Below are 25,952 nucleotides of genomic sequence, written 5' to 3'. Positions count from 1 at the left end.
TGAGGAAACACAAACCTACGGGGGGAGCTATCCTATGAAAAATCTTGGCCGCCAATTCGCACGCGGACTGGCTTGGCTCGTAACGGTCGCGCTGAGTTTCTGGCTGATCTTTGGGTTGTTGGAATCTGCCATTCAGTGGCTACCGTTGGGGGACGACTGGCACCTTTTACTGTCTTTAAGTCACTTTATCCTTGGCATCGCCGGAGCCATTGAAATCGCCAATTGGGCCTACGCTTGGGACCGCTGACGACCAAAAATTTTAAATTTGCGGCTTGACATTCCTGAATTTGGTGCTAAACTAGCAATCATTAACAATTGATTAGAAAATTAAAATGTGATGATGAAGTCCAGTAGCTGTGATTTTGGTTGTCAGCGAGCCCGGTTAAGTGAGAGCGGGTCAACCAACTCATGGTGAACATCCCTTCGGAGCAGTTAGCTGAAATTTAAGTAAGTGTCAACCGGGAGCATCCGTTATCAATGCAGTGAATCGCAGGAGTCGTCACGGCTTCAATTGATCCTAGCATGGCCGTGACCCCTAGGAAACCTGCCGTTCATAGTTAAGACGACGCGTTTTTACGTGTCGCAAAAATAAGGTGGTACCGTGCTAACTGCACCCTTACAGAGAATCATTTTCTGTAGGGGTGCTTTTTTGTGCCCAGCATTCACTAACGTTCTAATCAATCGTATTCTAGGAGGGTGTTTCACATGAAACATTTTGTTTGGGTAGCGCCAGTCTCGCTATTGTTGTTAGTCACACTCAGCGGCTGCGGCCATTCCGCCGCCGGTCACACGAATAAGAACCGCACGCTAAACGTCACGCTGGCCAGTGAACCCGCCACCGCTGATCCGAATAAAGATACTGATACCAACAGCGCCAGCGTCATTTACCAAACCATGGAGGGCCTCTACACTTACAATCGCGCCAACAAGATCGTGCCTGGCGTGGCAACCAAGGTGGTGAAACCTACTAACGGCGGCAAGACCTACACGTTTACGCTGAAGAAGAATGCCAAGTGGGCGAACGGCCAGGCGGTCACTGCCCAAGATTTTGTGACCGCCCTCCAGCGGATGGCCGACCCCAAGACCAAGGCCCAGTATGCCAGCATCCTGTCCGCCTTTAAGAACTTTGCGGCCGTCCAAAAGGGGTCCCTGCCCGCTTCCAAGCTCGGCGTTAAGGCCCTGAGCAAAACCAAGCTCCAATTTCAACTGAGTCAGGCCGTACCCTACTTTAACGATCTAGTTGCCAGCAAGTATTATCCGCTTAACACGGCGGCCGTTAAAAAATACGGCCAGAAATACGGGACTAGCGCGGCCAAGACCGTTGCCAACGGCCCGTACAAGCTGGTCGGCTGGACCGGGAGTAATTCTACTTGGCACTACGTCAAGAACCCCCACTACTGGAACGCCAAGCAGGTCAAGATCAGCCGGGTCAAGGTCGCCGTGACCAAGGACGTGAACACGGCCGCCAACCTCTTCAAGAGTGACAAGGTCCAAGAGACCACCGTGACGGGCGAATATGTCCGCGCGAACCGTAACAACAAGAACCTACACACGCACCTCACCGGCCGCCTGAACTACCTCTACGTCAATAGTAAGAAGGCCGCGACCAAGTCCCAGAATCTCCGGCAAGCCCTTTCCGCCGTCATTGACCGCCAACAGCTCACCCAACAGGTGCTGCAAGATGGCTCCAAGGCTGCTCTGAGTGCCGTGCCACGCGGCGACCAGGCAAATCCGAAAACGGGCCAAGACATGGCCACAGAGGTTGGCAACTTATTACCCCATAACGTGGCCAAGGCCAAAGCCTACTGGGCGAAATATTTAAAAGAAACTGGTAAAACGTCGGTCACCCTAAACCTTTTAACGGACGATACCGACGATGACAAAAAGGTGGGCACCTATCTACAATCCGTGATGGAAAAGCATTTGAAGGGCCTAACGATCACCACCACGGCGATCCCCCACGCCCAACACGTCGCCCGCGATTTTGCCGGCACCTTCGAACTAAACCTGACTGGCTGGTCATCCAACTGGTTAGACGCGTCCGATTACCTCAACCTCGCAGCCAAGGGCAATTCCGTTAACTTTACCAATTGGCAGGATGCCCACTACAACCGTCTGCTAGCGACCGCCAACCAACAAACGGGCCTGACTCGCTACAACACGCTAATGCAGGCCGACAAATACTTGATGCAGGTTAAGGGCTACTTGCCTTTGTATCAACCTTCAGAGGCCAAATTAATTAGCTCACAGGTTGGCGGCTTACACTACTCCCTCTTGAACGAGGCGCAGTACCAATATGCTTACTGGAAATAACGGCCGCTAACGCCCCATTTCAGCTTCATCTATTTCACAAGTTACCCAAATTTTAGGAGGAATAACTCATGACTAAAACCACATTTTTTAACTGCACCCTCTTTGATGGCACGTCCGATCAGAACCAACCCAACGCTTGGTTCACGGTGGATAACGACGCCGGCAAACTCGTTGACCGGGGCCAAGGAACCCCCGCTGCCGCTGATCACCAGGTCGATTTAGCCGGCCAATACGTCATGCCGGGATTCTTCAACGTGCACACCCACGTCACGCTCAGCCCGGATTCATTTAGCGGCCAATTTGGTCAGTCCGAATCTGAAGTCGCCGTCTTTGCTTATCAAAACTTGCAGACCCTGTTAAAGTCGGGGGTCACCTACGTCCGCCAATGCGGGACCACTTACGACGCCGACGTGAAACTCAAGCGCCTGCAACGACAAGGCTTGTTGCCACACACCCCGCACATGCTGACCTCTGGCCGGGCCTTCTCCATGACTGGTGGCCACGGCGATTCACCCCACGCCGCCTACCTGGTCGACTCTCCCGACGAAATGCGTAAGAGCGTACGCCAGGCGTTTAAAGCGGGGGCCGAGTCCGTCAAGGTCATGGCGACTGGCGGGGTCATGACGCCCAACGATTTCATGGAAGACCCGCAACTCTCCGTAGCCGAAATGCAAGCGGCTGTGGAAGAGGCCCATCACAAACGCCGCTTAGTCGCCGCCCATGCCGAGGGCAATCCCGGGATTCAAAATGCTTTGGATGCCGGCGTAGATTCCATCGAGCACGGCTTTTACGTCACCGCCGATGAGGCCAAGCAAATGGTCAAGCAAGGAACCTACCTCACCCCGACGCTGATTGCCGAATGGACGATCCCGACCTTTGGCAAGGGCGTTCTCCCGGATTGGGAAGTGAAGAAATGTGCCGACGCCTTGAACGATACCTATGAGAATTTGAGCCGCGCCTTTCAGCTCGGTGTGAAATTTACTTGTGGGACCGACGCCGGCACTCCCTTTAATGGCTTTGACCTAACGCCAGACGAATTTGGCCTGTTAACGCGTGTGGGTATGACGCCCGCCCAAGCCTACCAATGTTCAAGTCTGAACTCGGCAGCCTTGTTGGGCGTTGACCAGGAATACGGCACGCTAGAAGTGGGCAAGTTTGCTGATTTCCAAGTCCTCAAAGCTGATCCCCTAGCGGACACAGCTAACGTTAAGCAGGCCGATAAGCAAGTCTACTTAGGCGGCCACCGGGAATTCTAGGTCACAAAAAATCATGTCACAACGTGGGCGGTGAATCCGCGCGTTGGGGCATGATTTTTTGGTTCTATCCAAATAAAAAGACCAGCCACATCTCTGCAGTTGGTCTCTTAATTTGAAGGATTAACCTTCTTCACTGACGAAAGGCATTAAGCCCATAATCCGTGAACGCTTGATAGCGATAGTTAACTTACGTTGGTTCTTGGCACTAGTACCAGTTACCCGGCGAGGTAAGATCTTACCCCGTTCAGAGATAAACCGACGTAATAAGTCAGTATCTTTGTAATCAATGTATTCGATGTGGTTGGCTGCAATAAAGTCAACCTTACGACGGCGACGGCCGCCACGACGTTGTCCTGCCATAGGAAATTCCCTCCTCGTATTTAGAAATTAGAACGGTAAATCATCATCGGAAATGTCAATTGAATCGCCGGAGTTCGCAAACGGATCGGCTGAGTTATTATTCCCAGCATTCCCCTGATTGTTGTTTCCAGGATTAGGCGTCGCATTTTGAGCGGGACCAGACTGTGCTGGGTTACCACTCGTGTACGGGTTGGCATTTTGATTCTGATTTTGCTGAGGAGCATTATTATTCATGGAACCGCCATTGTAGTTACCACCGGCGTTGTTGTTCGCGTTACGTGAACGCGGTTCAAGGAACGAAAAGTCCTCGACAACAACTTCGGTAACGTAAACCCGTTGGCCTTGTTGATTTTCGTAATTCCGGGTCTGGATGCGTCCTTCAATTCCGACAAGGGAACCCTTGTGGAAGAAGTTGGCAAAGTTTTCCGCAGACTTGCGCCAGATGACACAACTTACGAAATCAGCTTCCCGTTCACCAGATTTATTGGTGAACCGCCGATCAACGGCCAGCGTGAAGGTGGCAACAGCAGCACCGCCTTGGGTGTAGCGTAAGTCAACATCCCGTGTCAGTCGGCCAGTAAGTACTACTCGGTTGATCATTGCTGAATAACTCCTCTCAAAAGTTAAAGTTTAAATTAGTCTTCGCGCTTAACGATCATGTGACGTAAGATGCTGTCATTGATCTTGGATAAACGGTCGAATTCGTTTAAGGCTTCGTCATTAGTTGCGTTTAACGTGATAACGTGGTAGATACCTTCGTTAAAGCCACCAATTTCGTATGCGAACCGACGCTTTGACCAGTCTTTCGAGTTGATCAATTCTGCACCGTTGTCCTTCAGTAAGTTGTCGAAGCGTTCAACCAAAGCGGTCTTAGCGGCATCGTCAAGGTCTGGACGAATGATGTAGGTGATTTCGTATTTAGTAGTTTCCATGAATGTTACACCTCCTTATGGACTTCAGGCCCCCGCTGCAATGCGGAAGCAAGGAGAGACACTAGCGTAAGCCAGATACTCACAAGCTAGTAGTATAGCATAGATTTAATGCTGAAGCAAATCGGGGCCGACCGATGGGTGCTTACTTACGTTACGTAGGTCAACTCCGTAAAAAGTCCACGAATATTTTTTAAATTGGCCAATTTTTTTAAATTATTCAGGCTGATCCGCTAAATTAAAGAAAGCTGCGCGTTCCGACTGCGTCATTTTCAGGGCCAAGGTCAACAGGAGATAACAATCTGGCAAGAGATACGTCGTCTGCTGTTGCTTATCCCAGGCGATAGCCTCACGCAACGACTGGATCGCCGCTTGGGGACGGTTCAGGTTCAGGAGTGTTTGGGCGTATTGGTAAAAGACCAACGTTAGATTTTCCGGGGCATCACGCACGCGACCCTGGCGGATGGCGGTCACGGCCCGCTCAAATCCTGACAGATCCGGATCAGCCGACGTGAGGCCGCTAACGCTATTTTCCGCCGCCAGCAACAAGAGATCCAATGAGCGGTAAACACGCGGGTACTGCGGCGTCATGAACATCAGCCCCGCCCGCAAATGTAGTTGGGCCGCCTCCACATCCCCAATCGCCGCCAAGGAGCGCCCGTAATAATACAAGACGGCTTGGCGATCCGTGTCGGTGGTCAGCTGATGGAGTACGTCCCCAGCGGCCACATTAGCCACCAGTTGCTCATACGCCTGCTTTTGCCACCAGGATTGCAGCTGACGGTTAAACGTCGGGAGACGACGAATAGGGTAGTCCTGTGGCAACGGCTGATTACGTTCGACTCGCAGTTGCTGATACAACTGTGTCAGTTGCGCCACGCTGGGCGACTGTTGCCCCTGCTCGATTGCTGCTAACACATTTAATGGACACAGACGCGTCGCCAAAGCAGCCAATGCTACCCCCTGCTGTTGACGGCACTGATGCAAATAACTACCGACAGATTCTCCCGTCATCGTCCTTCCCCCTTGTGAAATAGTTGTTACTGCTACGATACCAAAACGTTAGAATAAAGTAAACATATTAAACCATATACAATTATTTAAATATCTTATATAAGTTTGATTATATTAAGTTTCGTTAGATATTTGTTTCTCCGATTAGCATTTTGTTGAAACAGCTAAACTTGCAAAGCAGTTAGTTACTGTATAAGTTTCATTATCATTTATCGTTTACGTCAAAAAAAGGGCACCCACCACACCGGCAGGTACCCTTCGTCTCATTCATTATTCACTTAAGCCTCTGGCGCATCAGAATCCGGCGTCGTGGTGGCGTTGTCCGTTGCGGGAGCTGGCGTCGCTTCTGTCGCAGCACTGCTATCCGTATTGGCATCGTCCTCTGGCGTGTCTTCTTCCTTGTCGACCTTGGCCATGGTGGCGACCGTGGTGTCGTCCGCCAAGCGGATCAGGTGCACCCCTAAGGTGGCCCGGCCCGTTTCGGAAACGTCACTGCCGCTAAAGCGGATCATGACACCCTTATCGGTGACCAACATCAGATCTTCGTCACCGTCTAGCGTCGTCAGGCCAGCTAATGGGCCATTCTTGGCCGTCACGTTGACGGTCTTGATCCCTTTACCGCCCCGACCCTTAATTGGGTACTCGCTGGCGGCCGTTTGCTTCCCATAACCCTTTTCGGAAATGACAAACACGCGGCTATCTGGCTTCAAGACGCTGGCACCAATCACGTAATCGTTGTCGCGCAGGCGAATCCCCCGGACACCGGTTGCGGAACGTCCCATTGAACGCACGTCTTGGGCCGCAAAGCTCACGGCGTAGCCCAAATGGGTCCCGATGATCATGTTGGCCTCGGCATTGATGATGTCGACGTCGATCAGTTCGTCATCTTCCTTCAGGTTGATGGCCTTCAGACCATTACTCCGGATGTTGGCAAACTCGTCGACCGGCGTGCGTTTGACCGTTCCTTGCACCGTCGTGAAGAACAGGTCACGCTTACCGTTTTCACCAGGGTTGGCCACGTTGATCACGGCTTGCACGTGCTCGTTATTGTTGATACCGAGCAGGTTGATCACCGGAATCCCCTTGGCAGTCCGACCGTATTCAGGGATCTCATACCCCTTCATGCGGTAGACCTTCCCCGTGTTGGTGAAGAACAGCAGCATATCGTGCGTGGAGGTCGCCACGAGGTGTTCGATGAAGTCATCATCGTGCACGCCCATGCCTTGGACCCCTTTACCGCCACGATTCTGTGCCTTGAATTCAGACGTTGGCAGGCGCTTGATGTAGCCGTTATGCGTCAATGAGACCACAACGTCTTCTTCAGCAATCAAGTCTTCGTCTTCCAAGCTGAGGACTTCACCGACCATCAATTCGGTCCGGCGGGCATCCCCAAACTTGTTTTGAATATCAAGTAATTCTTGGTAAATGATGTCTTGTTGGCGTTCCTTGGAGGCCAAGATTTCCTTGTAGTCCTTGATGTTCGCCATGACATCGTTGTATTCCTTTTCGACCTTCTCACGTTCCAGACCGGTCAACCGAACCAACCGCATGTCCAAAATGGCTTGCGATTGCTTGTCTGACAGGCTGTAGCGGGTCATCAATTCATTCTTCGCGACTTCCGCCGTTTGTGATTGGCGAATGATCGTGATAATGGCATCGATGTGGTCTAAGGCGATCCGCAACCCTTCCAGGATGTGGGCCCGCGCTTCGGCCTTGCGTAATTCAAAGGCAGTCCGCCGCTTGATGACCTGCAACTGGAATTCCAGGTAGTACTGCAAGATAGCCTTGAGCCCCAGCACTTTAGGCGCCCCGTTAACGATAGCCAGCATGTTGATCCCAAATGAGGTCTGCATCAACGTCATCTTGTACAGGTTGTTCAAAATGACCTCGGCACTGGCATCTCGGCGGACGTCAATGACGATCCGCATCCCGGTCCGGTCGGTTTCATCGTTGACATCGGTGATGCCTTCGATCCGCTTGTCCCGGGCCAGTTCGGCGATCCGTTCGATCAGCTTAGCCTTGTTGACCATGTACGGAATTTCCGTGGCCACGATCCGTTGCTTACCGTTCTTTTCTTCTTCGATATCGACCTTGGCACGCAAGGTGATGGTGCCCTTCCCGGTCTCGTAAGCCCGGCGAATGGCTGCCTTCCCCATAACGATCCCACCGGTTGGGAAGTCGGGACCTGGTAAGGCCTCCATCAATTCAGCCAGACTGGCATCGGGGTTCTTCATCAAGATGTGTAGCGCACTAATGACTTCCGTCAAGTTGTGCGGCGGAATGTTGGTCGCCATCCCCACGGCGATCCCGGAAGCCCCATTGACTAACAGGTTGGGGAATCGTGATGGTAAGACGACGGGTTCGCGTTCGGACCCATCATAGTTATCTTGAAAATCGATCGTATCCTTGTTGATGTCCCGCAGCATTTCCATGGCGATCTTGCTCAACCGCGCTTCGGTATACCGCATGGCGGCGGCCCCGTCACCATCGACGGACCCAAAGTTCCCGTGACCGTCGACTAACATGTAGCGGTACGAGAAGTCTTGTGCCATCCGCACCATGGATTCGTACACGGCGGAGTCCCCATGGGGATGGTACTTCCCAAGGACATCCCCGACCATCCGGGCTGATTTCCGGAATGGCTTGTCGGGCGTGATCCCCAGTTCATGCATATCGTATAAAATCCGGCGGTGGACTGGCTTCAAGCCATCCCGCACGTCCGGTAACGCCCGTTGAACAATCACACTCATTGCGTAATCCAAGAAGGATGAGCGCATCGTTTGTGACAGGTCAACGTCGGTAATCCGACCTAAATAGTTTTGATCATCAGCCAAATTTTTACCCTCCGTTCTTCCCTAACACTCACTAAACATCCAACTCGGCAAAGGTGGCATTGTCCTCGATGAACTCACGGCGGGGCGCAACCTTATCGCCCATCAACATGCTGAACACTTGGTCCGCATTGATGGCGTCATCCGCATCGACCCGCAATAAACGGCGGTTCTCCGGATTCATGGTGGTATCCCACAGCTGTTCGGCGTCCATTTCCCCTAACCCTTTGTACCGTTGGATCTGTGGCTTAGGTGCTGGTGGCAACTGGCCGAGTAAGTCTTTCAATTCGTCGTCGGTGTCCAAATACCGTTGCATCTTCCCTTGACGCACCCGATACAGGGGTGGGCAAGCGATGTAAACGTAGCCGGCATCGAGCAACGGCCGCATATAACGGTAGACCAGCGTCAGCAGCAGCGTCCGAATGTGGGCGCCGTCGACATCGGCATCAGTCATGATGATTAACTTATGATAGTTGGCCTTTGACACGTCAAAATCATTGCCAAAGCCCGTGCCCATGGCGGTAAATAGCGAACGAATTTCTTCGTTAGCCAAGATCCGGTCCATGGAGGCCTTCTCGACGTTCAAGATCTTCCCCCGAATTGGCAGGATGGCTTGCGTCAAGCGAGAACGGCCTTGCTTAGCCGACCCACCGGCGGAGTCCCCTTCGACGATGAACAGTTCGGAGATTTCTGGATCCTTGGACGTGTTATCGGCCAATTTACCAGGCAGGTTAGAGATTTCCAACCCACTCTTCTTCCGAGTCACTTCTCGCGCACGCTTGGCAGCGACCCGTGCCTTGGAGGCCAGATTCCCTTTGTCGACGATCTTCTTGGCCACGTCGGGATGCTCCATCAAGAAGCGCATGAAGTGATCGGCAAACGTGTGGTCCACGGCCGTCCGCGCATCCGAGTTCCCTAACTTGGTCTTGGTCTGACCTTCGAATTGGGGATCCGGGTGCTTGACGGAAACGACGGCCGTTAACCCTTCGCGGACATCATCCCCGGTCAGGTTAGCTTCGTTATCCTTCATCAGCTTGTTTTGGCGCGCGTAGTCATTGACGACCCGCGTCAACGCCCGTTTGAACCCTTCTTCGTGGGTCCCACCTTCGTAGGTGTGGATGTTGTTGGTAAACGTCAACAGGTTGTTGTGGTAATCGTCAGTGTATTGTAAGGCCACTTCAACCGTGATCCCGTTTTCTTGCCCTTCCACGTAAATTGGGGGCTCGAACAGGGTCTCTTTGTTTTCGTTTAAATAATCAACGTAGTGGCGAATCCCGCCTTCGTAGAGGAAATCGTCTTCCGTTGGTGTCTCAGGACGTTCATCACGGATCGTGATCCGCAAGCCCTTGTTCAAGAAGGCCAGTTCCCGGATACGGGTGGTCAACGTCTTGATATCAAACGTCGTCGTGTCCCGGAAGATGTCTGGATCTGGCAAGAAGTGCACGATGGTGCCGTGTTGATCTTCGGGCAAGCCCTCTTCAACCACCCGCATTGGGGTGACCACGTGGCCACGGTTAAAGGTGATGCCGTACTTCTTACCACCCCGGATGACTTGGGCGTCCAGTTCGGTCGACAGCGCGTTGACCACGGACGCACCAACCCCGTGCAGCCCACCAGAGACTTTGTACCCGCCACCGCCGAATTTACCCCCGGCGTGCAGGATGGTGAAGACCGTTTCCAAAGCGGGTTTCCCCGTCTTCTTTTGGATGTCGATGGGAATCCCCCGCCCGTTATCCGTAACGGTCACACTATTATCTTTATTCACGGTCACGTGGATCTCGTCGGCAAAGCCCGCCAAGGCTTCATCGATCCCGTTGTCCACAATTTCCCAGACCAAGTGGTGCAGACCTTGGGCGCTAGTCGAGCCAATGTACATCCCGGGCCGTTTCCGGACCGCTTCCAAGCCCTCTAAGACTTGAATCTGGCTGGCATCGTATTCCCGTGCCTGTTCTGCTTTGGTTTCGTGTTCGTAATCAGCCACTGCCTAATCCTCCTTTGTTGCTGCGTCGTTTGACGACGCGTCGGCCACCACGGACCCCGCGGCCACGTGAAAAATGGTCGGATCCTTGATCAGCTGACGGGTGATCCCGCTCAAACTGGTGGTGGTAATAAACGTTTGGACTTTATCCTGAATTGCCGTCAGCAGATGAGTCTGCCGGGCATCGTCGAGTTCAGAGAGCACGTCGTCGAGCAATAAGACGGGGTACTCACCGGTCTCTTCTTTCATCAAATCAATCTCGGCCAACTTCACGCTGAGCGCCGTGGTCCGCTGTTGACCCTGTGACCCGAACGTCTGCACGTTCTTGTCGTTGACCTGAAAATGCAGATCATCGCGGTGCGGACCCACCAAGGTCGTCCCCTGGTAAAGCTCCTTATCGCGTTGCTTGTCGTACAGTGCCGTGAGCGCCGCACAAATGGTCTTGGCATCCGTCAACTGGTCGTTTGGGACCTGCGTGGCGTAATGAAACGTCAACGTCTCGCGTTGCTGCGAGATCTCGGCGTGAATCGCCTGGGCCCAATGCTCCAATTTTTTAAGCATCGTCAACCGTTGGGCAATGATCTCCGCCCCGAACGCCGCCAACTGATCGGACAACACAGACAAAAAAAGGAGGTCCTTTTTTTGTTTGTGCTGGAGATCCTTCAAGTAGCGGTTCCGTTGCTTCAATAGCGTGCGGTACTGGCTCAGATTGTAGAGGTAGCGCGGATTCATCTGCCCGAACTCCATGTCCATGAATCGCCGGCGCACGGATGGCGCGCCTTTGACGATGGCCAGATCTTCCGGCGCAAACAAAATCACGTTGAGCTGCCCCACGTACTGCGACAGACGCGCTTGTTCCAGGTGATTGACCTTGGCGCGTTTGCCCTGACGCGAAAATGTCAGCTCTAACGGCACGGTCCCGGCCGCCTTGACCACCTTGCCGCTGACCTTGGCCGTCTTGGCCTGCCAGTTGACGAGATCGTGGTCGTTGGCCGTCCGGTGACTGCGCGTTAATGCCAACACGTAAATGGCCTCTAATAGATTGGTCTTACCCTGTGCATTTTCGCCCAACAACACGTTGATACCGCGGCCTAGCTGCAGATCAGCGGATGGGTAGTTGCGAAAATGCTGCAACTGCAACTCCTGCAAATACATTATTCACCCTGCTTTGAGCGTATAAAAAATAATCCTGCCTCAGGTACGGCGACCGTATCACCTGGATACAGCTTGCGGCCCCGCCGATTATCCGGCTCGTCATTGACATTTACGGTGTTTTCCCGTAAATACCATTTGGCTTGACCGCCCGTACTGATCACGGATTCTTCTTTGAGTAACTGGCCTAAAGTGATGTAGGGCGTCTCAATGAAAACTTCTTTTTTCACAATTTCACCCCTTATTTTTCTTCTCTTATATTATACCGCTTTTTGTAGCAAAGGTACAGTTGAACTACCTTATTTTTCGCCTCTCAGCCGATTTATGCCGTTTTTGATATTTTTGCCAAAAAACCAGTATCTTTGCTCAGAATCAAAAATAACCCGGTTATGGCGGAAATCGCCAAATTTTAGCCGGATTTTTCATAAAAATTGTTATGTTAACCGTTTACGGGGTCGGTTCACGCGTTTTTCCCCGCTAAAAGGGCCTGATGCACCCCCGAATAGCGCCCCACGCCCCGTGGTGGTTGCCGCTTCCTTGCTGTGGGGACAAAAAAACGCCGCCCGCCAACGCAGAACGACGCTTGTGAATTTGCTTGTGAAATGGCTTGTGAAATTTTCTAGAACGTCCGCACCGGCGTGATCAGTTGAATGAAATTGCTGGTATCTTCGGTGGGCACCAGGGTAAATGGCCGCAACGCTGAGGTGAAGGCCACCCGAATCGTGCTTTGACCAAAGGAGTGGAGCGCGTCCTTCATGTAATCGGGGTTAAACGAGATTTCAAGGTCGTCGCCATCCAATTCCTTGGGGGCCAACTCTTCTTCAACGTTCCCGACATCCGGGGAGTTACTGAAGATGGTGACCTGGTTATCGGCCGGCGTTAAGGTCAACTTGACCACGTTGTTCCGCGATTCATGCGACAACAGTGAGGCCCGTTCGACCGCCGCCAACAGTTCTGGCGCTTCGAATTCCACCGTCGTTGAGGCTTCCTTTGGGATCAACCGCGACGTATCGGGGTAGTTGCCCTCCAGCAGCCGGGAGTAAAACGAGGTGTCACCTAATAGGAACAACACTTGGTTTTCGGAGAATTGCATCTTCACGTCGGCATCGTCATCCCCGATCATCCGGGACAATTCCGTCAGACTCTTCCCAGGAATGATGACGTCAAACGTTGCGTCACTAGGCGTAGGCAATTCAATTTGCCGTTGACTCAACCGGTGACTGTCCGTGGCGACCGCCAAAAATTGGTTGTCGGACAAGACGAAGTGGACCCCCGTCAAGATGGGCCGACTCTCTTGGTTGGACACCGCGATAACCGTTTGGCCGATCAATTCCTTGAAGACCGCGCCGGATAAGACCACGGAATCAGCCGCATCGATCTCGGGCAGATGCGGATAGTTGTTGGCATCTTGACCGTTGATGTTAAAGGCCGCGGCCCCAGAGGTGATCTCCGTTTGGAAGCCATCCTTCACGGTGACCGTCATTTCCTTTTCAGGCAACCGCTTGACGATTTCACTGAAGAAACGGGCAGTCAAAACGATCGAACCGGGTTCATCAATGGACAATCCCAGGTCGGGATCATCGGCCCGAATCAAGGTTTCAATAGAAATATCGGCGTTAGATCCGGTTAAGAGTAACCCAGCGTCACTAGCGACGATTTTGAGTCCCGTCAAAATGGGAATCGTAGTCTTTGAAGAGATGGCCCGGGAGACGTTGTTCAGTTCTTTGACGAACGCAGCCCGGTTGATGGTGAATTTCATAAACTGACACTCCTTTTCGTGGTGCGTGTTGTTTAACTTAATTAAAAGAAAAAAATAGTAGCCGTAGTAGAGCGGTGTATTCTGTGGATAACTTTGAGAAACAGGCTGTCGCACTAGTCTTTCCACCTGTGGATAACTTGTGGACAACTTTAGCTGTTTTCAATTTTTATCCACACGCGCTGTGGTCACCTGTTTCTATCATACCGCAAGTGGTCACAAAAAGACCGTCGCGAGTCTGCCGATTGGTGACCAGCGACGATCCGTCCTAGCGCCGCAATTCATCTTTTAAGCTATCAATGTCCTTTTGGAGCTGGGCATCGGTCTTTAAGAATTCCGTGATCTTGTCATAGGCGTGAATCACGGTCGTGTGATCCTTGCCGCCGAATTCGTTACCGATGCGGGGCAGTGACGCTTCTGTGAGTTCACGGGACAGGTACATGGCGATCTGCCGGGGCATGACGATGGCTTTTTTGCGCTTCTTGCCCTTGAGATCCTTTAAGGAAACGTTGAAATAATTGGCCACACGGTCCTGAATCACGGGAATCGTGATGGCATCGCTGGCGTTGGCCAAATTCAGACTCTTCAGGGCTTCGGCCGCCAAGTCGGTGGTGATCGGCTGGTGCATCAGCTGAGAATAAGCCTGAACGCGGGCCAAGGCCCCTTCTAGTTCGCGGACGTTGGAGTCAATCTGCCCGGCGATGTAGCTGAGTGTGTCATCGGGGATGTCGATCTGATCGGCATCGGCCTTGTTGCGCAAGATGGCAATCCGCGTTTCCAGGTCCGGGGGCGTAATGTCTACGGACAAGCCCCAGGCAAACCGTGAGACTAAGCGGTCTTGTAGCTTGGGAATTTCATTGGGTAACCGGTCGGACGTCAGCACGATTTGCTTGCCGTCGTCGTAGAGGGCATTAAATGTATGGAAGAACTCTTCTTGGGTTCCTTCCTTATTAGCGAAGAACTGAATATCATCAACTAGCAGTAAGTCAACGTTGCGGTACTCCTGACGAAACTGCTCCTGCGTCCGCGTTTGAATCGCATTGATAAAGTCGTTGGTGAAGGCCTCGCTGGTGACGTATTTGACCTTGGTGTCCGGGCGATCTTCCAGCATTTTGTTGCCGATCGCGTGCATCAAGTGGGTCTTGCCCAACCCGACGCCACCATAAAAGAACAGCGGATTATACATCACGCCGGGTTCTTCAGAGACGACCAAGGCCGCTGCATGGGCCATTTGGTTGCCTTTACCGATGACGAACGTGTCAAACGTATAGCGAGAATTGAGCGCCGTTTCCTTCATAAAGGTCGGCGTCGGTTCAGTCGTCACCGTTTCTCCAGGGGTGGCCGTCTTGGCCTTGAGCGTCGCTTGTTGCTGGCGTTCCCCCTCTAAGATGAGGACGGGCTGAATATCTTCGTGAGCGGCTTGGTATGCGTATTCTACCAATTGCTGGTCCAGATGTTGATGGGTCCAGTAATCACGATGCAGGGGTGATGGGAGTTCCAACGTTAATTTGTTGCCGTTCAAGGCAATCGGCTTGGCGGTTTCGATCCAAGTCGCATAGGCCGTCTTCGAGTTGTTTTCTTCAAACAACGCTTTGATATCAGTCCACAAAGTTAACATATCTGGCACTGAGGTATCCCCCTATTTTAGTTTAAAAAGCTCATTGAACTTTTGGACGTAGCTCGCCCAAAAGAAAACGTAAGTCCAGTGTAGCATGAAGAAAAAAAGTTTTCCACAGGGTATTTGGGTCTGTGCATAATTGTTTCACAGGAAGTTAATTGAGTTATCCACAGGGGTGTGAGAAACTGTGGATAATCTTTGACCGGAACAGTTATACACAGCCCGATGTGGATTGCAAATGCGACAACACCAAGTGTTTCACAAGTTATCCACAGAAATCACAATTCCTAATTTCAAAAAGCGCACAGGCTGTGGAACGGTGGATAACTCGGTTGGCAACTCCCGAATAACTTTTTCTGAAATATCGACTTATCCACAAGCAAAGTGCATGAAACAAATTTTTGTCCCCACAATTTTTTTCGTGAAATCCCAAGTTAAGGTTTCATTCTTTGAGATTTTATGCTAATATGTTCAGGAAATGCATTTAGTATTTGTCTGGACTTTTCCAGATAAAAAATAAATAGTCATCGTTAAGAGAGGAGAACTTACCCATGAAACGTACTTTCCAACCAAAGAAACGTCACCGTTCACGTGTCCACGGCTTCCGCAAGCGCATGAGCACTAGCAATGGCCGTCAAGTATTAGCACGTCGCCGTCAAAAGGGACGTAAAGTATTGTCTGCATAGGCCGCTGATGGTTCAGTGGTCTTTTTATTTTATCTGCGGGGAGACTGGATCACCAATCCCGCGCGGACTGTAAATCGAGAATTTTGGAGATGCACATGCGAAAATCTTACCGCATTAAGAAAGAAGCGGAATTTCAGCAGGTCTTTGAAACCAGGAATTCAGTCGCAAACCGGCAATTCGTGGTCTACTCAATGGAGAAGCCTAACCAGAAACACTTTCGGGTCGGCATTTCCGTCGGTAAAAAGATTGGTAACGCCGTTCACCGTAACTGGGTGAAGCGCCGGATTCGCCAGAGTCTTCTCGAGTTGAAGCCCCATTTGAAACAAGATGTGGACTTTCTCGTGATCGCTCGGCCCCGCGCAGATGGCATTAGCATGACCGACGCGAAAAGCAGTATGGTCCACGTGTTGAAGTTAGCTAAGTTGCTGGATTCCAATTATAGCGAGGAATAAACGTGAAAAACGTGAAAAAGTACAAACGTACCCTACTGATGCTGGGCATTGTGAGTCTGGTGTTTATCCTCTCCGCTTGTAGCAACAAACCAATCACCAATCAAAGTACCGGGATTTGGGACGGCCTGATCGTCTTAAACTTCTCGCGGGCGATTATCTGGTTGGCTAACTTGTTCGGCGGCAGTTATGGTGTCGGAATCATCGTGTTCACCATTATTATTCGGGTGATCTTGATGCCACTGATGATCTTCCAAACGCGCAGCATGCGGAAGACCCAAGAGGTTCAACCCCAACTCAAGGCTCTGCAAAAGAAATATTCGTCTAAAGACCGCGAAACGATGGCCAAGCTGCAATCCGAGCAGCAAAAGCTGTATTCGGAAGCCGGCATCAATCCCTTAATGGGATGCTTGCCAGCGTTGGTCCAACTGCCAATCATCTGGGCTTTGTACCAGGCCATTTGGCGGACGGCCGTTCTGCGGTCCGGGACTTTCTTGTGGTTACAATTGGGCCACAAGGACCCGTACTTCATCTTGCCGATCCTAGCCGCCCTGGCCACGTTCGCAAGTTCGTGGTTAACGACTAAGTCAGCGCCGGAAACCAATTCCATGAACACGATGATGGTCATTGGGATGCCAGTGGTGGTCTTCTTTACCGCCCTAAACGTCCCATCATCACTGTCGTTGTACTGGACGATTTCCTACATTTTCCAAGTGGGTCAAACCCTGCTCATCCAAAATCCGTGGAAGATTCAAGCGGAACGTGATGAGAAGCAACGGGAAAAATCCAAGCATGACCGCGCCGTGAAGAAAGCTATTCGGCGGGCCAAGCAAAGCAAACGCAAGTAATTACTTAAAAAATGCATTTCTCAAGTCGTCTGGCTAAGCGCTGGGCGGCTTTTTTGTGGCGATTCTGATCGTCTTGCTGTTACGTAAAATGCCAGGTCGGAACGCTGGTGTCAGCCAGAATTCCCCCCCAGTGTAGGCAGTAACAGACTATCTTTGGTAAATGAGTTGTTTGCGGTGCTCACCTCCTTTCAGGTGGGTATACTGTTACTAACGAAATGAAATCGATTTTTGTTACCCATCCGCACCGGAACTTAAGGATTTCTTAGTTTTTTCTCGGCGGCAACATTAAACCAGTGGCTCCGTTACGACGGTGTTGAGGGAGATTGGCATTTCGTAAGTTAGCTAATTGGAGATCCTGGTTGGTACGAGCCCTAGCTGATGATAGCATAGCATGGGGCCATTTTGGATGATGTTGGATGAGCTAGGTTCAACGGACAAGGGACGTGTAGTTGAGGACTGAACTGATTGTCGCCAGCAACAACCACCGTAGCCGGGAGTTCGCTAGAGATGAGTTCAGCTGTGGGAGTTCCCTTAGCGGCACGGTTCATGGCGCTTAGGGAACTGACACCTTGGAGACGCGGGCTATCGGCTCCAAGGTGAGGGTCAAGACCGTTCTTTGGCTTGGCCCGGCGCCCTCAGCGTTCCAACTCATCTCTAGCGAACGGTAAGGCGGCCAGTTCCCACTTGGAATCCATGAGCGACAATCACACCGGGAAATCTCAACTGGTCGGTGGCCACGTATGGTATACTGAATTTTAGCGAAAAAGACATGGAGGAATGGACGATGACGATCTACACGGGGAAAACGGAAGCAGCAGCGATTGCTGCAGGCGTGGCGGCACTAAACACCAGCCGCGACCAAGTGATTACGAAGGTGGTTGCTGCCCCGCGTAAGGGCCTGTTTGGGATTGGTAAACGCGATGCCATGGTCGACGTCACGCTCAAACCGGTCGCCAAGGAACTGGCGCAACCGACAACGGCGTCTGCACCAGCAAAACCAAAAGAACCAGTCCAACCAGCACCGCAGACGCCCGTGAAGGCCCAAACGGCTCCGGCAACACCCGAACCGGTCCAATCAACCGTTGACCCGGCCAAACGCCGTCAGCAACGTCAGGCGGCCATTGACGGCGTCCAGGATTACTTGGCAACCATCGTCGAGCAACTGGGCATCGACGCCACGTTAGACGTCGAGAACCAGGCCCACCGGCAGATCCACCTGGCCTTTACGACCGACAAGGAGGGCCTGTTGATCGGCAAGCATGGACGGACAATTAACGCCTTGCAAAGTTTGGCCCAGTTGTATTTGAACCATCATGGGGCCGCACACGTAGACGTCGTGTTGGATGTGGCGGGCTACCGCGAACGGCGGACGGCCACGTTGACGCGCTTGGCAGAGACGACGGCCCGCGAGGTCGTGGCGACTGGTAAGCCAATTTATTTGGACCCGATGCCATCATTTGAGCGCAAACAAATTCACGCGGTCCTGGCCAAGAACCGGTATGTCAGCACTTATTCGGCTGGCAAAGAGCCACACCGCGCGGTTGTGATCGAACCAGCATAGTTTGGGTTTGACAAATGCGCCGTTAGCCCTTATAGTGAAGACAATCATTCTTATCAAGTTTACGATAAAGTAGTGAAAGTACTTTATCCACGCACAGTTAGGTGGCGTGGAGTAGGTGCTTTTTTTTATGGCGTTAAATGATACGCCCGGTCCGTTTGTTCGGGCCGCGTAAACGGGGATAAACGTTAAAAGGAGGATGGCTCATGTCAGTCACGACCACAGAATTTGATACGATTGCGGCAATTTCGACCCCACCTGGTGAGGGCGGCATTGCCATCATTCGGTTGAGCGGTGAAGAAGTCTTTGCCGTTGCCGGGAAGTTGTTTAAGGGGGCTGACCTGACCCAAGTGGCCAGTCACACGATTCATTACGGCCACATCGTCGACCCAGAAACCAACGAAGAGGTGGATGAGGTCATGGTGACCGTCATGCGGGCACCTAAGACCTACACCAAAGAAGACATCATTGAGATCAACTGTCATGGTGGTATCGTGGCCACCAACCGGATCTTGCAGCTGTGCTTGAGTTACGGCGCCCGGCTGGCAGAACCCGGTGAATACACCAAGCGGGCCTTCTTAAATGGCCGGATTGACTTGACACAAGCCGAGTCGGTCATGGACCTGATTCGGGCCAAAACGGACAAGTCCATGAAAGTAGCTTTAGACCAGTTAGACGGTGATTTGTCTAAATTGATTCGAAATTTACGCCAAGACATCCTCGATGCGCTGGCACAAGTAGAGGTCAACATTGACTACCCCGAATACGATGATGTGGAGACCATGACCACCAAAATGCTGCTGGAAAAGGCCCAAGAGGTTCAAAAGCAGATCAAGGTCTTACTGGCCACGGCCAAGCAAGGCAAGGTCTTGCGCGAAGGCTTGGCCACAGCAATCGTTGGGCGGCCCAACGTCGGTAAGAGTAGCCTGTTGAACCATTTGCTCCACGAAGACAAGGCCATCGTGACCGACGTGGCCGGAACCACCCGTGATGTGATCGAAGAATACGTGAACGTCAAGGGCGTTCCGTTGAAGCTGATCGATACTGCCGGAATTCGCGACACCCAAGACAAGGTCGAAAAGATCGGGGTGGAACGTTCCCGCAAGGCCATCAACACAGCGGACCTCGTCATGCTGGTCTTAAACGCCAGCGAGCCTTTGACGGCGGAAGACACTGAGCTCCTGCAGGCCACGCAAGACACCCAACGAATCCTTATTTTAAACAAGACCGATTTACCAAATCAACTAGACATGGCAGCGGTCAAGGCCGAGGCCAAGGACAGCCCGATTATTGAGACGTCCATTCTGCAAAGCACGGGGATGGACCAACTGGAGTCGACGATTGCCCACCTGTTCTTTGACGAGGGTATCGAGTCCAGTCAAAACACGGTGATGGTCACCAACGCTCGCCACATTGGCCTGTTACACCAGGCCAGCGACGCCTTGACGGACGTCCAAAGTGGTATCGCGGCGGGGATGCCGGTCGACTTGGTCCAAATCGACATGACCCGCGCCTGGGATCTCCTAGGCGAGATCACCGGCGACAGCTACCAAGATGAGCTGCTCGACCAACTCTTCAGCCAATTCTGCCTGGGCAAATAATTTCAACGGCAACGTGGCTATGAACTGGCCGCCTTGCCGCTAAGGGAACTCCCACGGCTGAGCCCATATTTCACTTCACTCTCGGCTCTGATAGCGAGTGTCGTTAAATGATGGCCATGGTCAAAATAGACCGGTTTTAGTTGAAACGATACCCTTGCCGGAGGTCGCCAGGGGTGTAGCCAGCTGTGTCGACGGTGTTGGCTGAGGTTTTGTCTCAACCTACAGCGTGGGGCGACTTGAGAGACTGGCGATTCTTGCCAGGCTTTCAAGCGAACCGGAAGCCCGTTCTTAGGCTGGAGGTGTCCCCCATAGCAGGCGGAACCCCTGGTAGCCGCAGGCAACTGGCGAGCTGGTTAGTATTTGATAATAGATAGATAATATTTTTTTGAAAAGAGATCGTTTAACCGTGTTAGCGGCTAGACATGGAGGGAAAGAACCATGACTGAAGTAATTGCATACCCCGGCCAGGACTACGACGTCATCGTCGTTGGTGCCGGTCATGCCGGAAGCGAGGCTGCCTTGGCTGCCGCACGGATGGGCAACAAGACGCTGTTAATGACGATCAACCTGGATATGGTGGCATTTATGCCATGTAACCCATCCGTTGGGGGCCCTGCTAAGGGAATCGTTGTGAGAGAAATCGACGCGCTGGGTGGTGAAATGGGCCGCAACATTGACAAGACCTACGTTCAGATGCGGATGCTTAACACCGGGAAAGGCCCGGCCGTCCGCGCTTTGCGGGCCCAGGCCGATAAGCACGCCTACCACGCCGAAATGAAGCACACCATCGAACGCGAACCCAATTTGACCCTGCGTCAGGGAATCGTGGACGATTTGATCGTAGAAGATGGCGTCTGCAAGGGTGTCATCACCAATACCGGTGCCCACTACAGCGCCAAGTCCGTGGTTATCGCGGCCGGGACTGCGGCACGGGGCAAGATCATCATCGGGGAACTGATGTATTCTTCTGGTCCCAACAACTCGCAGCCAGCCACCAAGCTGACGGCCAACTTACCCAAGTACGGGTTTGACCTAGAACGGTTCAAGACCGGGACGCCACCACGGGTCGACGGTAATACGATCCACTACGACGAGACCGAGGAACAGCCTGGGGATGTGGAACCGAACCACTTTAGTTTCACCACGCCCGACAGTGCCTACCTAGACTTGAAGAACCAGTTGTCTTGCTGGTTAACGTACACCAACCAAAAGACCCACGAGATCATCAAGGCCAACTTGGACCGCGCCCCAATGTTTACGGGTGTGATTGAAGGGGTCGGCCCCCGGTATTGCCCATCTATTGAGGACAAGATCGTGCGTTTCGCTGACAAGCCACGCCACCAACTCTTCTTAGAGCCAGAAGGCCGGAAGACGGACGAATGGTACGTACAGGGCTTGTCGACCTCCATGCCAGAAGAAGTGCAGCAAAAGATCTTGCACTCCATCAAGGGCCTGGAAGACGCGCAAATGATGCGGCCCGGTTACGCCATTGAATACGACGTGGTCTCGCCTTACCAATTGCGGCCAACGTTAGAGACCAAGCCGCTGAAGAACCTCTTCACGGCGGGCCAAACGAACGGGACGTCCGGGTACGAAGAAGCTGCTGGCCAAGGTCTGCTGGCTGGAATCAACGCCGGTCTACGAGCCCAAGGCAAGCCAGGTTTCACCCTGAAGCGTTCCGATGCCTACATTGGTGTCATGGTCGATGACCTGGTTACCAAGGGGACTAACGAACCTTACCGGCTGTTGACCAGTCGGGCCGAATACCGTTTGATCTTGCGTCACGACAACGCCGACTTGCGGTTGACGGCTAAGGGCCATGAACTGGGCTTGATCAGTGACGAACGCTACGCAGCTTTCTTGGCTAAGAAGGCGGCGCTGCAGGCCGAAATTGACCGGCTGAACAGCATTCGCATCAAGCCAAGTGCTGAGATCAACGCGTTTATCGAAAGCCACGGGGACAAGCCCTTGCAAGATGGCGTCTTAGCCGCTGTCTTCTTGCGTCGGCCTTACGTGGATTACCAAACGTTGGCGCAGTTCATCCCCGCCCCAGAACAGCCATTAGACCGCCACATCATCGAGGAAATTGAGATTTCCCTGAAGTATGCCGGCTACATCAAGAAGGCCGAGGACAACGTAGCCAAGTTAAAGCGGATGGAAGCCAAAGCCATTCCCGCCAAGATCGACTACGATGCGATCGACGGCCTGGCAACGGAAGCCCACCAGAAGTTAAAGAAGATTCAACCCGAAACGCTGGCCCAGGCCAGCCGGATCAGTGGGGTCAATCCCGCCGATATCGCGATTTTGAGCGTGTACATCGAGCAAGGAAAGATTGCCAAGGTTGACTAAATAAGTATTAGAAAAAAGAGGTTCCCGGACGACGTCGTCCGAGAACCTCTTTTTAATTACTAATAATACTTAATAACTATTATTAGTAATTAAATTTGATTATACAAAACCTTTACCTGTTCTTTGCAGAAATAACATATAAAACCGGTAGACTCAAGAGCAGTTATGCGCTGCTGACGGAGCCGCTATGGGCCAGCCACAATGCTGGTCGACTGGGAGTTACCGCCAAGTGCAAGAGAGAAGCATCAATGACGAGTAGGTCTGGTCCTGGTGGGCGCGTTGCGCTGAGCCGGGCCATGACAGGATACCCGGCACCTGAGCGGGTAACGGGGGATTTTAAGGGGGAGTTCATTTGAAACACTATACGCCGCTAGCCGCGCAACAGGATCTGGAGTTGATCCTGGCTGCCGTTCACCGGCTTCAAGAAACTGTGGTGATCACACCGACCGACGGCGACGACGCTAAAGCCGCAGTCATCCTGCCCAAAAGCGAGTGGGAGGCTTTGTCACAACTGGCATTCTTGGAACAGCCGCTGCCACCACACCTGACACCGACGCCGCGGCGCTTCGAGCGCACGACGATGGATCGCATGGAGTGGGGCTAGGCTAATAAGAACTGGGCCAGGTCAGTGAAGGCGTGGGCCTCATAGGTCGGCACGACGGCACTGGTATTGGTGGTGTGTCGTGGATTGTACCACACGTTGTCCAGCCCAGCATTGCGCGCGCCCAAAATGTCTGAGCGCAGACTGTCACCGATCATTAGGGAATTGGCCCGGGTGAGCGCGGGATACGCTTGAAAAATGGGGGCGAAGAACCGTTGATCGGGCTTATCATAGCCCACGTCTTCGGAAATGAAGATTTGATCAAAGAAGGGCGTGATGCCGGCCCCAGCTAGCCGGCTTTCCTGAACGGACTTGGTGCCGTTGGTGGCCACGATGATGGTCAGCCCCGCTTGTTTGAGGTGGCTCAGCAGGTCGCTGGCGCCAGGCAGGGTGTAGTAGTTGTGCGCCAGCATGGCCTTATACTCGCGCTCCAGTGCGATGCTGTCCACGGTTAGCCCCACGGTCGCAAATGTCCGGGCGAACCGCGTGTCTAGCAGAGGCCCCCGGTCGGCACCCTGTTCGATCTGATGCCAAATGTCATGGTTGATCGTCAGGTAGGTCTGCATCAGTGGGGCAATGTCGGTCACGCCATTTTCTTGGAAGATCTGGGTGATGCCTTCCGTTTCGCCCCGGCTGAAGTCCAGGAGGGTATCGTCTAAGTCAAAGATTGCGTATTTTTTCATGCGGGTCACCTTTCAGAAATGTTTTCCTGAGTTTAGCACAAGGCTAGCAGAATAAGCAAAATGAAAAAGCCCCAACTAAGCCATGCACGGAAATGTGCTGGGTTTAGTTGGGGCTTTTTAGGTTGGCGATTAAGCCTGGCCACCAATGATGAAGGCCTTGGCGACCGAGGCCACGAGATAGACGACCTGAATTGCGAGGTCGATACGGTTGAGCGGGTTCTTGTCCGCGCTGCTTTCGAAGACGTTGAAATGGATCATCGCTGTGATCAGCGAGCTAAAACACAGAAAGGCCACGACTACGGGATCTGGAACTAGCAACATGGCTAGTAACATCACCAACGTGAGAATCGTCACGCCAATTTTTAGCGGGGTTGTGGGGTAACGTGCTTGAGTCATCCGGTTCACCTCATTTCATCTGACAATCGTCTGAGAATATGATAATTTAATTATATTTTACCAGATGTTCTCATAAAATGAAATGATAAATGACAGTAATTGTTAGTTTAACTGGTTTTGGCGTCTAATAGTTTGCTCATCAGCCAGCCACAAAGGCAACCAATCAAGGCAGGAACGACCCAACTGAAGCCCTGTGCGGCCAGCGGGAGTTTAGCATTGACGGTCAAAATCGCTTGGACCCAGCCGGCGTGTTGCCAGGCGGTCGGTAAAGCGGCGACAGCGGAAAAAATGGCCGGAATCAGCGTAAATAGCATCCCCAGGCCAAACAACCAACGACTGGTCCCCAACAGTGGGGAGAGGACCGCTAAGGCAATCAAAACGATGGCTAGCGGGTAGAGGAACATCAACACGGGCGTCGAGTAGCTGATCAGTTTGGTCAGCCCCACGTTGGCGAATAAACAGGGCAAGACGCTGGCTACCGCAATCAGCCAGGCGTAGGAAATGCGCGGAAACATGCCGTGCAGCGTATCGCCAAAGGCTGAGATCAGGCCAATCGCCGTTTTCAGGCAGGCCACGATCACCAGCAGGGCTAACAGGAGATTACCAAAGGTCCCGAAGTAGTGGTTGGCAATCTGGGCCAGCGTGATCCCGCCGTTTTCGGCCAGGCTGAATTTGCCGAGGCTCATCGTCCCCATTAGGGCCAGTAGCGTGTAGATCACGCCCATCAAGGCCACGCAGATGATGCCGGCCTTGATCACGTCCTTGGCAATCTGGCCGGGTTCGGTCACACCCAGCGCGCGAATACTGTCGATGACCACGATGCCAAAGGCCAGTGAGGCCAAGGCATCCAAGGTGTTATAGCCCTCGGTGAAGCCGGTCGCCACCGGACTGGCCACGTACGCGCCCCGCGCCGCAGCCCCAAAGCCGCCCATCGGTTTGAGAAAGGCCGCGAGCATCAGTAGGCCCAGGAGAATCAAGAACAGCGGCGTCAGCCATTTGCCAATGTAGGTCATCAGCTTGCCGGGATTACGAGCCAGCCACCAGGCCAACGCGAAAAACACGATGGAAAAACCGGCGAGGACCCACCCCTGTTGTGTGGTAGGCACGAACGGCGCTAAGCCAATCTGAAAGGACGTCGTGGCCAACCGTGGTAGGGCAAAGAACGGCCCCACGGTGAGGTAGAGCAGAATCGTGAAGGTGTAGGCAAAGGGCCGATTGACTTTCGTCGCCAGGTCAAAGACGCCTTCACTGCGCGTCAGGCCGATACCGGCGACCCCCAGTAAGGGCAGGCCGATCCCCGTCAGTAAGAGCCCCACGACCGCCGCTCCCACGTGGCTACCGGCTTGTTGACCCAGGTAGACGGGGAAAATCAGGTTGCCGGCCCCAAAGAACAGGCCGAAGAGCATCATACCAATGAAGAGCATCTGACGCCAAGTTAATTTTGTTTTCAAAGTCATCGCAACTTTCTATTTAAGTTTTTCTGGTGACTAGCATACCAAAACAGACTAACCTTAGTGGTGAGAAATGATTCGACGGAATCTTTTCTCACCACTTTCGTTTTGGCGTAAAGTGGT

General features: G+C 52.7%; 23 protein-coding genes and 1 other annotated feature. Of the genes, 10 read left to right on the top strand and 13 right to left on the bottom strand.

Going from position 1 to position 25,952, the window contains the following annotated elements; all coding sequences use genetic code 11:
• The first annotated feature begins 34 nt into the window (after positions 1-34).
• The 3 genes from NGM66_RS09195 to NGM66_RS09185 all read left to right on the top strand — a co-directional run bounded on the left by NGM66_RS09195 (position 35) and on the right by NGM66_RS09185 (position 3,569).
• Positions 35-247, top strand: a complete 213-nt coding sequence (locus NGM66_RS09195) for a hypothetical protein (protein ID WP_208907193.1) — start codon at positions 35-37, stop codon at positions 245-247.
• 81 nt (positions 248-328) lie between these two features.
• Positions 329-621, top strand: a binding site (T-box leader).
• Positions 622-705: 84 nt separating this feature from the next.
• On the top strand, positions 706-2,313 hold the full coding sequence (locus NGM66_RS09190) for a peptide ABC transporter substrate-binding protein (protein ID WP_208907192.1): 1,608 nt from the start codon (positions 706-708) through the stop codon (positions 2,311-2,313).
• 68 nt (positions 2,314-2,381) lie between these two features.
• Positions 2,382-3,569: a metal-dependent hydrolase family protein gene (locus NGM66_RS09185; protein ID WP_208907191.1), complete on the top strand. Its 1,188-nt coding sequence runs from the start codon at positions 2,382-2,384 to the stop codon at positions 3,567-3,569.
• A gap of 120 nt (positions 3,570-3,689) precedes the next feature.
• Here NGM66_RS09185 and rpsR read toward each other — a convergent pair whose 3' ends face one another.
• From rpsR to dnaA, 10 genes are all read right to left on the bottom strand, one after another.
• Positions 3,690-3,929, bottom strand: coding sequence for a 30S ribosomal protein S18 (gene rpsR / locus NGM66_RS09180; RefSeq protein WP_048733694.1), 240 nt, complete (start codon positions 3,927-3,929; stop codon positions 3,690-3,692).
• A gap of 27 nt (positions 3,930-3,956) precedes the next feature.
• Complete coding sequence (ssb, locus tag NGM66_RS09175) at positions 3,957-4,529, bottom strand: single-stranded DNA-binding protein (protein WP_208907190.1); 573 nt, start codon at positions 4,527-4,529, stop codon at positions 3,957-3,959.
• 35 nt (positions 4,530-4,564) lie between these two features.
• Positions 4,565-4,861 (bottom strand): 30S ribosomal protein S6, encoded by a 297-nt coding sequence (gene rpsF, locus NGM66_RS09170; protein ID WP_208907189.1) that lies wholly within the window; start codon positions 4,859-4,861, stop codon positions 4,565-4,567.
• 213 nt (positions 4,862-5,074) lie between these two features.
• Positions 5,075-5,872: a hypothetical protein gene (locus NGM66_RS09165; protein ID WP_208907188.1), complete on the bottom strand. Its 798-nt coding sequence runs from the start codon at positions 5,870-5,872 to the stop codon at positions 5,075-5,077.
• Positions 5,873-6,150: 278 nt separating this feature from the next.
• Positions 6,151-8,649 (bottom strand): DNA gyrase subunit A, encoded by a 2,499-nt coding sequence (gyrA, locus tag NGM66_RS09160; RefSeq protein ID WP_245155356.1) that lies wholly within the window; start codon positions 8,647-8,649, stop codon positions 6,151-6,153.
• An 88-nt stretch (positions 8,650-8,737) separates the two neighbouring features.
• On the bottom strand, positions 8,738-10,684 hold the full coding sequence (gene gyrB, locus NGM66_RS09155; RefSeq protein ID WP_208907186.1) for a DNA topoisomerase (ATP-hydrolyzing) subunit B: 1,947 nt from the start codon (positions 10,682-10,684) through the stop codon (positions 8,738-8,740).
• Positions 10,685-10,687: 3 nt separating this feature from the next.
• Entirely contained in the window at positions 10,688-11,836 is a 1,149-nt protein-coding gene (recF, locus tag NGM66_RS09150) for a DNA replication/repair protein RecF (protein ID WP_208907185.1), read from the bottom strand.
• Positions 11,836-12,063, bottom strand: a complete 228-nt coding sequence (gene yaaA / locus NGM66_RS09145) for a S4 domain-containing protein YaaA (RefSeq protein WP_125574706.1) — start codon at positions 12,061-12,063, stop codon at positions 11,836-11,838. The genes recF and yaaA overlap by 1 nt, the downstream gene beginning before the upstream one ends.
• 389 nt (positions 12,064-12,452) lie before the next feature.
• Positions 12,453-13,592: a DNA polymerase III subunit beta gene (gene dnaN / locus NGM66_RS09140; RefSeq protein ID WP_208907184.1), complete on the bottom strand. Its 1,140-nt coding sequence runs from the start codon at positions 13,590-13,592 to the stop codon at positions 12,453-12,455.
• A 265-nt stretch (positions 13,593-13,857) separates the two neighbouring features.
• Positions 13,858-15,216: a chromosomal replication initiator protein DnaA gene (dnaA, locus tag NGM66_RS09135; protein ID WP_258115566.1), complete on the bottom strand. Its 1,359-nt coding sequence runs from the start codon at positions 15,214-15,216 to the stop codon at positions 13,858-13,860.
• Between the two features lie 542 nt (positions 15,217-15,758).
• Here dnaA and rpmH point away from each other — a divergent pair.
• The 7 genes from rpmH to NGM66_RS09100 all read left to right on the top strand — a co-directional run bounded on the left by rpmH (position 15,759) and on the right by NGM66_RS09100 (position 23,302).
• On the top strand, positions 15,759-15,893 hold the full coding sequence (gene rpmH, locus NGM66_RS09130; protein ID WP_081624573.1) for a 50S ribosomal protein L34: 135 nt from the start codon (positions 15,759-15,761) through the stop codon (positions 15,891-15,893).
• A gap of 95 nt (positions 15,894-15,988) precedes the next feature.
• Entirely contained in the window at positions 15,989-16,345 is a 357-nt protein-coding gene (gene rnpA / locus NGM66_RS09125) for a ribonuclease P protein component (RefSeq protein ID WP_208910927.1), read from the top strand.
• Positions 16,346-16,356: 11 nt separating this feature from the next.
• Positions 16,357-17,190, top strand: a complete 834-nt coding sequence (yidC, locus tag NGM66_RS09120) for a membrane protein insertase YidC (protein WP_209280034.1) — start codon at positions 16,357-16,359, stop codon at positions 17,188-17,190.
• A gap of 784 nt (positions 17,191-17,974) precedes the next feature.
• Entirely contained in the window at positions 17,975-18,751 is a 777-nt protein-coding gene (gene jag, locus NGM66_RS09115) for an RNA-binding cell elongation regulator Jag/EloR (protein ID WP_208910926.1), read from the top strand.
• Between the two features lie 203 nt (positions 18,752-18,954).
• On the top strand, positions 18,955-20,349 hold the full coding sequence (gene mnmE, locus NGM66_RS09110; RefSeq protein ID WP_258115564.1) for a tRNA uridine-5-carboxymethylaminomethyl(34) synthesis GTPase MnmE: 1,395 nt from the start codon (positions 18,955-18,957) through the stop codon (positions 20,347-20,349).
• Between the two features lie 438 nt (positions 20,350-20,787).
• Positions 20,788-22,698 (top strand): tRNA uridine-5-carboxymethylaminomethyl(34) synthesis enzyme MnmG, encoded by a 1,911-nt coding sequence (mnmG, locus tag NGM66_RS09105; RefSeq protein ID WP_208910924.1) that lies wholly within the window; start codon positions 20,788-20,790, stop codon positions 22,696-22,698.
• A 352-nt stretch (positions 22,699-23,050) separates the two neighbouring features.
• Positions 23,051-23,302 (top strand): type II toxin-antitoxin system Phd/YefM family antitoxin, encoded by a 252-nt coding sequence (locus NGM66_RS09100; protein WP_209279985.1) that lies wholly within the window; start codon positions 23,051-23,053, stop codon positions 23,300-23,302.
• On the opposite strand, the gene NGM66_RS09095 is transcribed toward NGM66_RS09100, so the two are convergent.
• The 3 genes from NGM66_RS09095 to brnQ all read right to left on the bottom strand — a co-directional run bounded on the left by NGM66_RS09095 (position 23,299) and on the right by brnQ (position 25,835).
• Entirely contained in the window at positions 23,299-23,982 is a 684-nt protein-coding gene (locus tag NGM66_RS09095; protein ID WP_208910923.1) for a YjjG family noncanonical pyrimidine nucleotidase, read from the bottom strand. The genes NGM66_RS09100 and NGM66_RS09095 overlap by 4 nt on opposite strands.
• A gap of 129 nt (positions 23,983-24,111) precedes the next feature.
• Positions 24,112-24,378, bottom strand: a complete 267-nt coding sequence (locus NGM66_RS09090) for a hypothetical protein (RefSeq protein ID WP_208910922.1) — start codon at positions 24,376-24,378, stop codon at positions 24,112-24,114.
• A gap of 107 nt (positions 24,379-24,485) precedes the next feature.
• Entirely contained in the window at positions 24,486-25,835 is a 1,350-nt protein-coding gene (gene brnQ / locus NGM66_RS09085; protein WP_208910921.1) for a branched-chain amino acid transport system II carrier protein, read from the bottom strand.
• Positions 25,836-25,952 lie beyond the last annotated feature (117 nt).

The organism is Levilactobacillus yiduensis (assembly GCF_024718525.1).
Classification (GTDB): Bacteria; Bacillota; Bacilli; order Lactobacillales; family Lactobacillaceae; genus Levilactobacillus; species Levilactobacillus yiduensis.
This window is presented reverse-complemented; position numbering and strand designations above follow the sequence as displayed.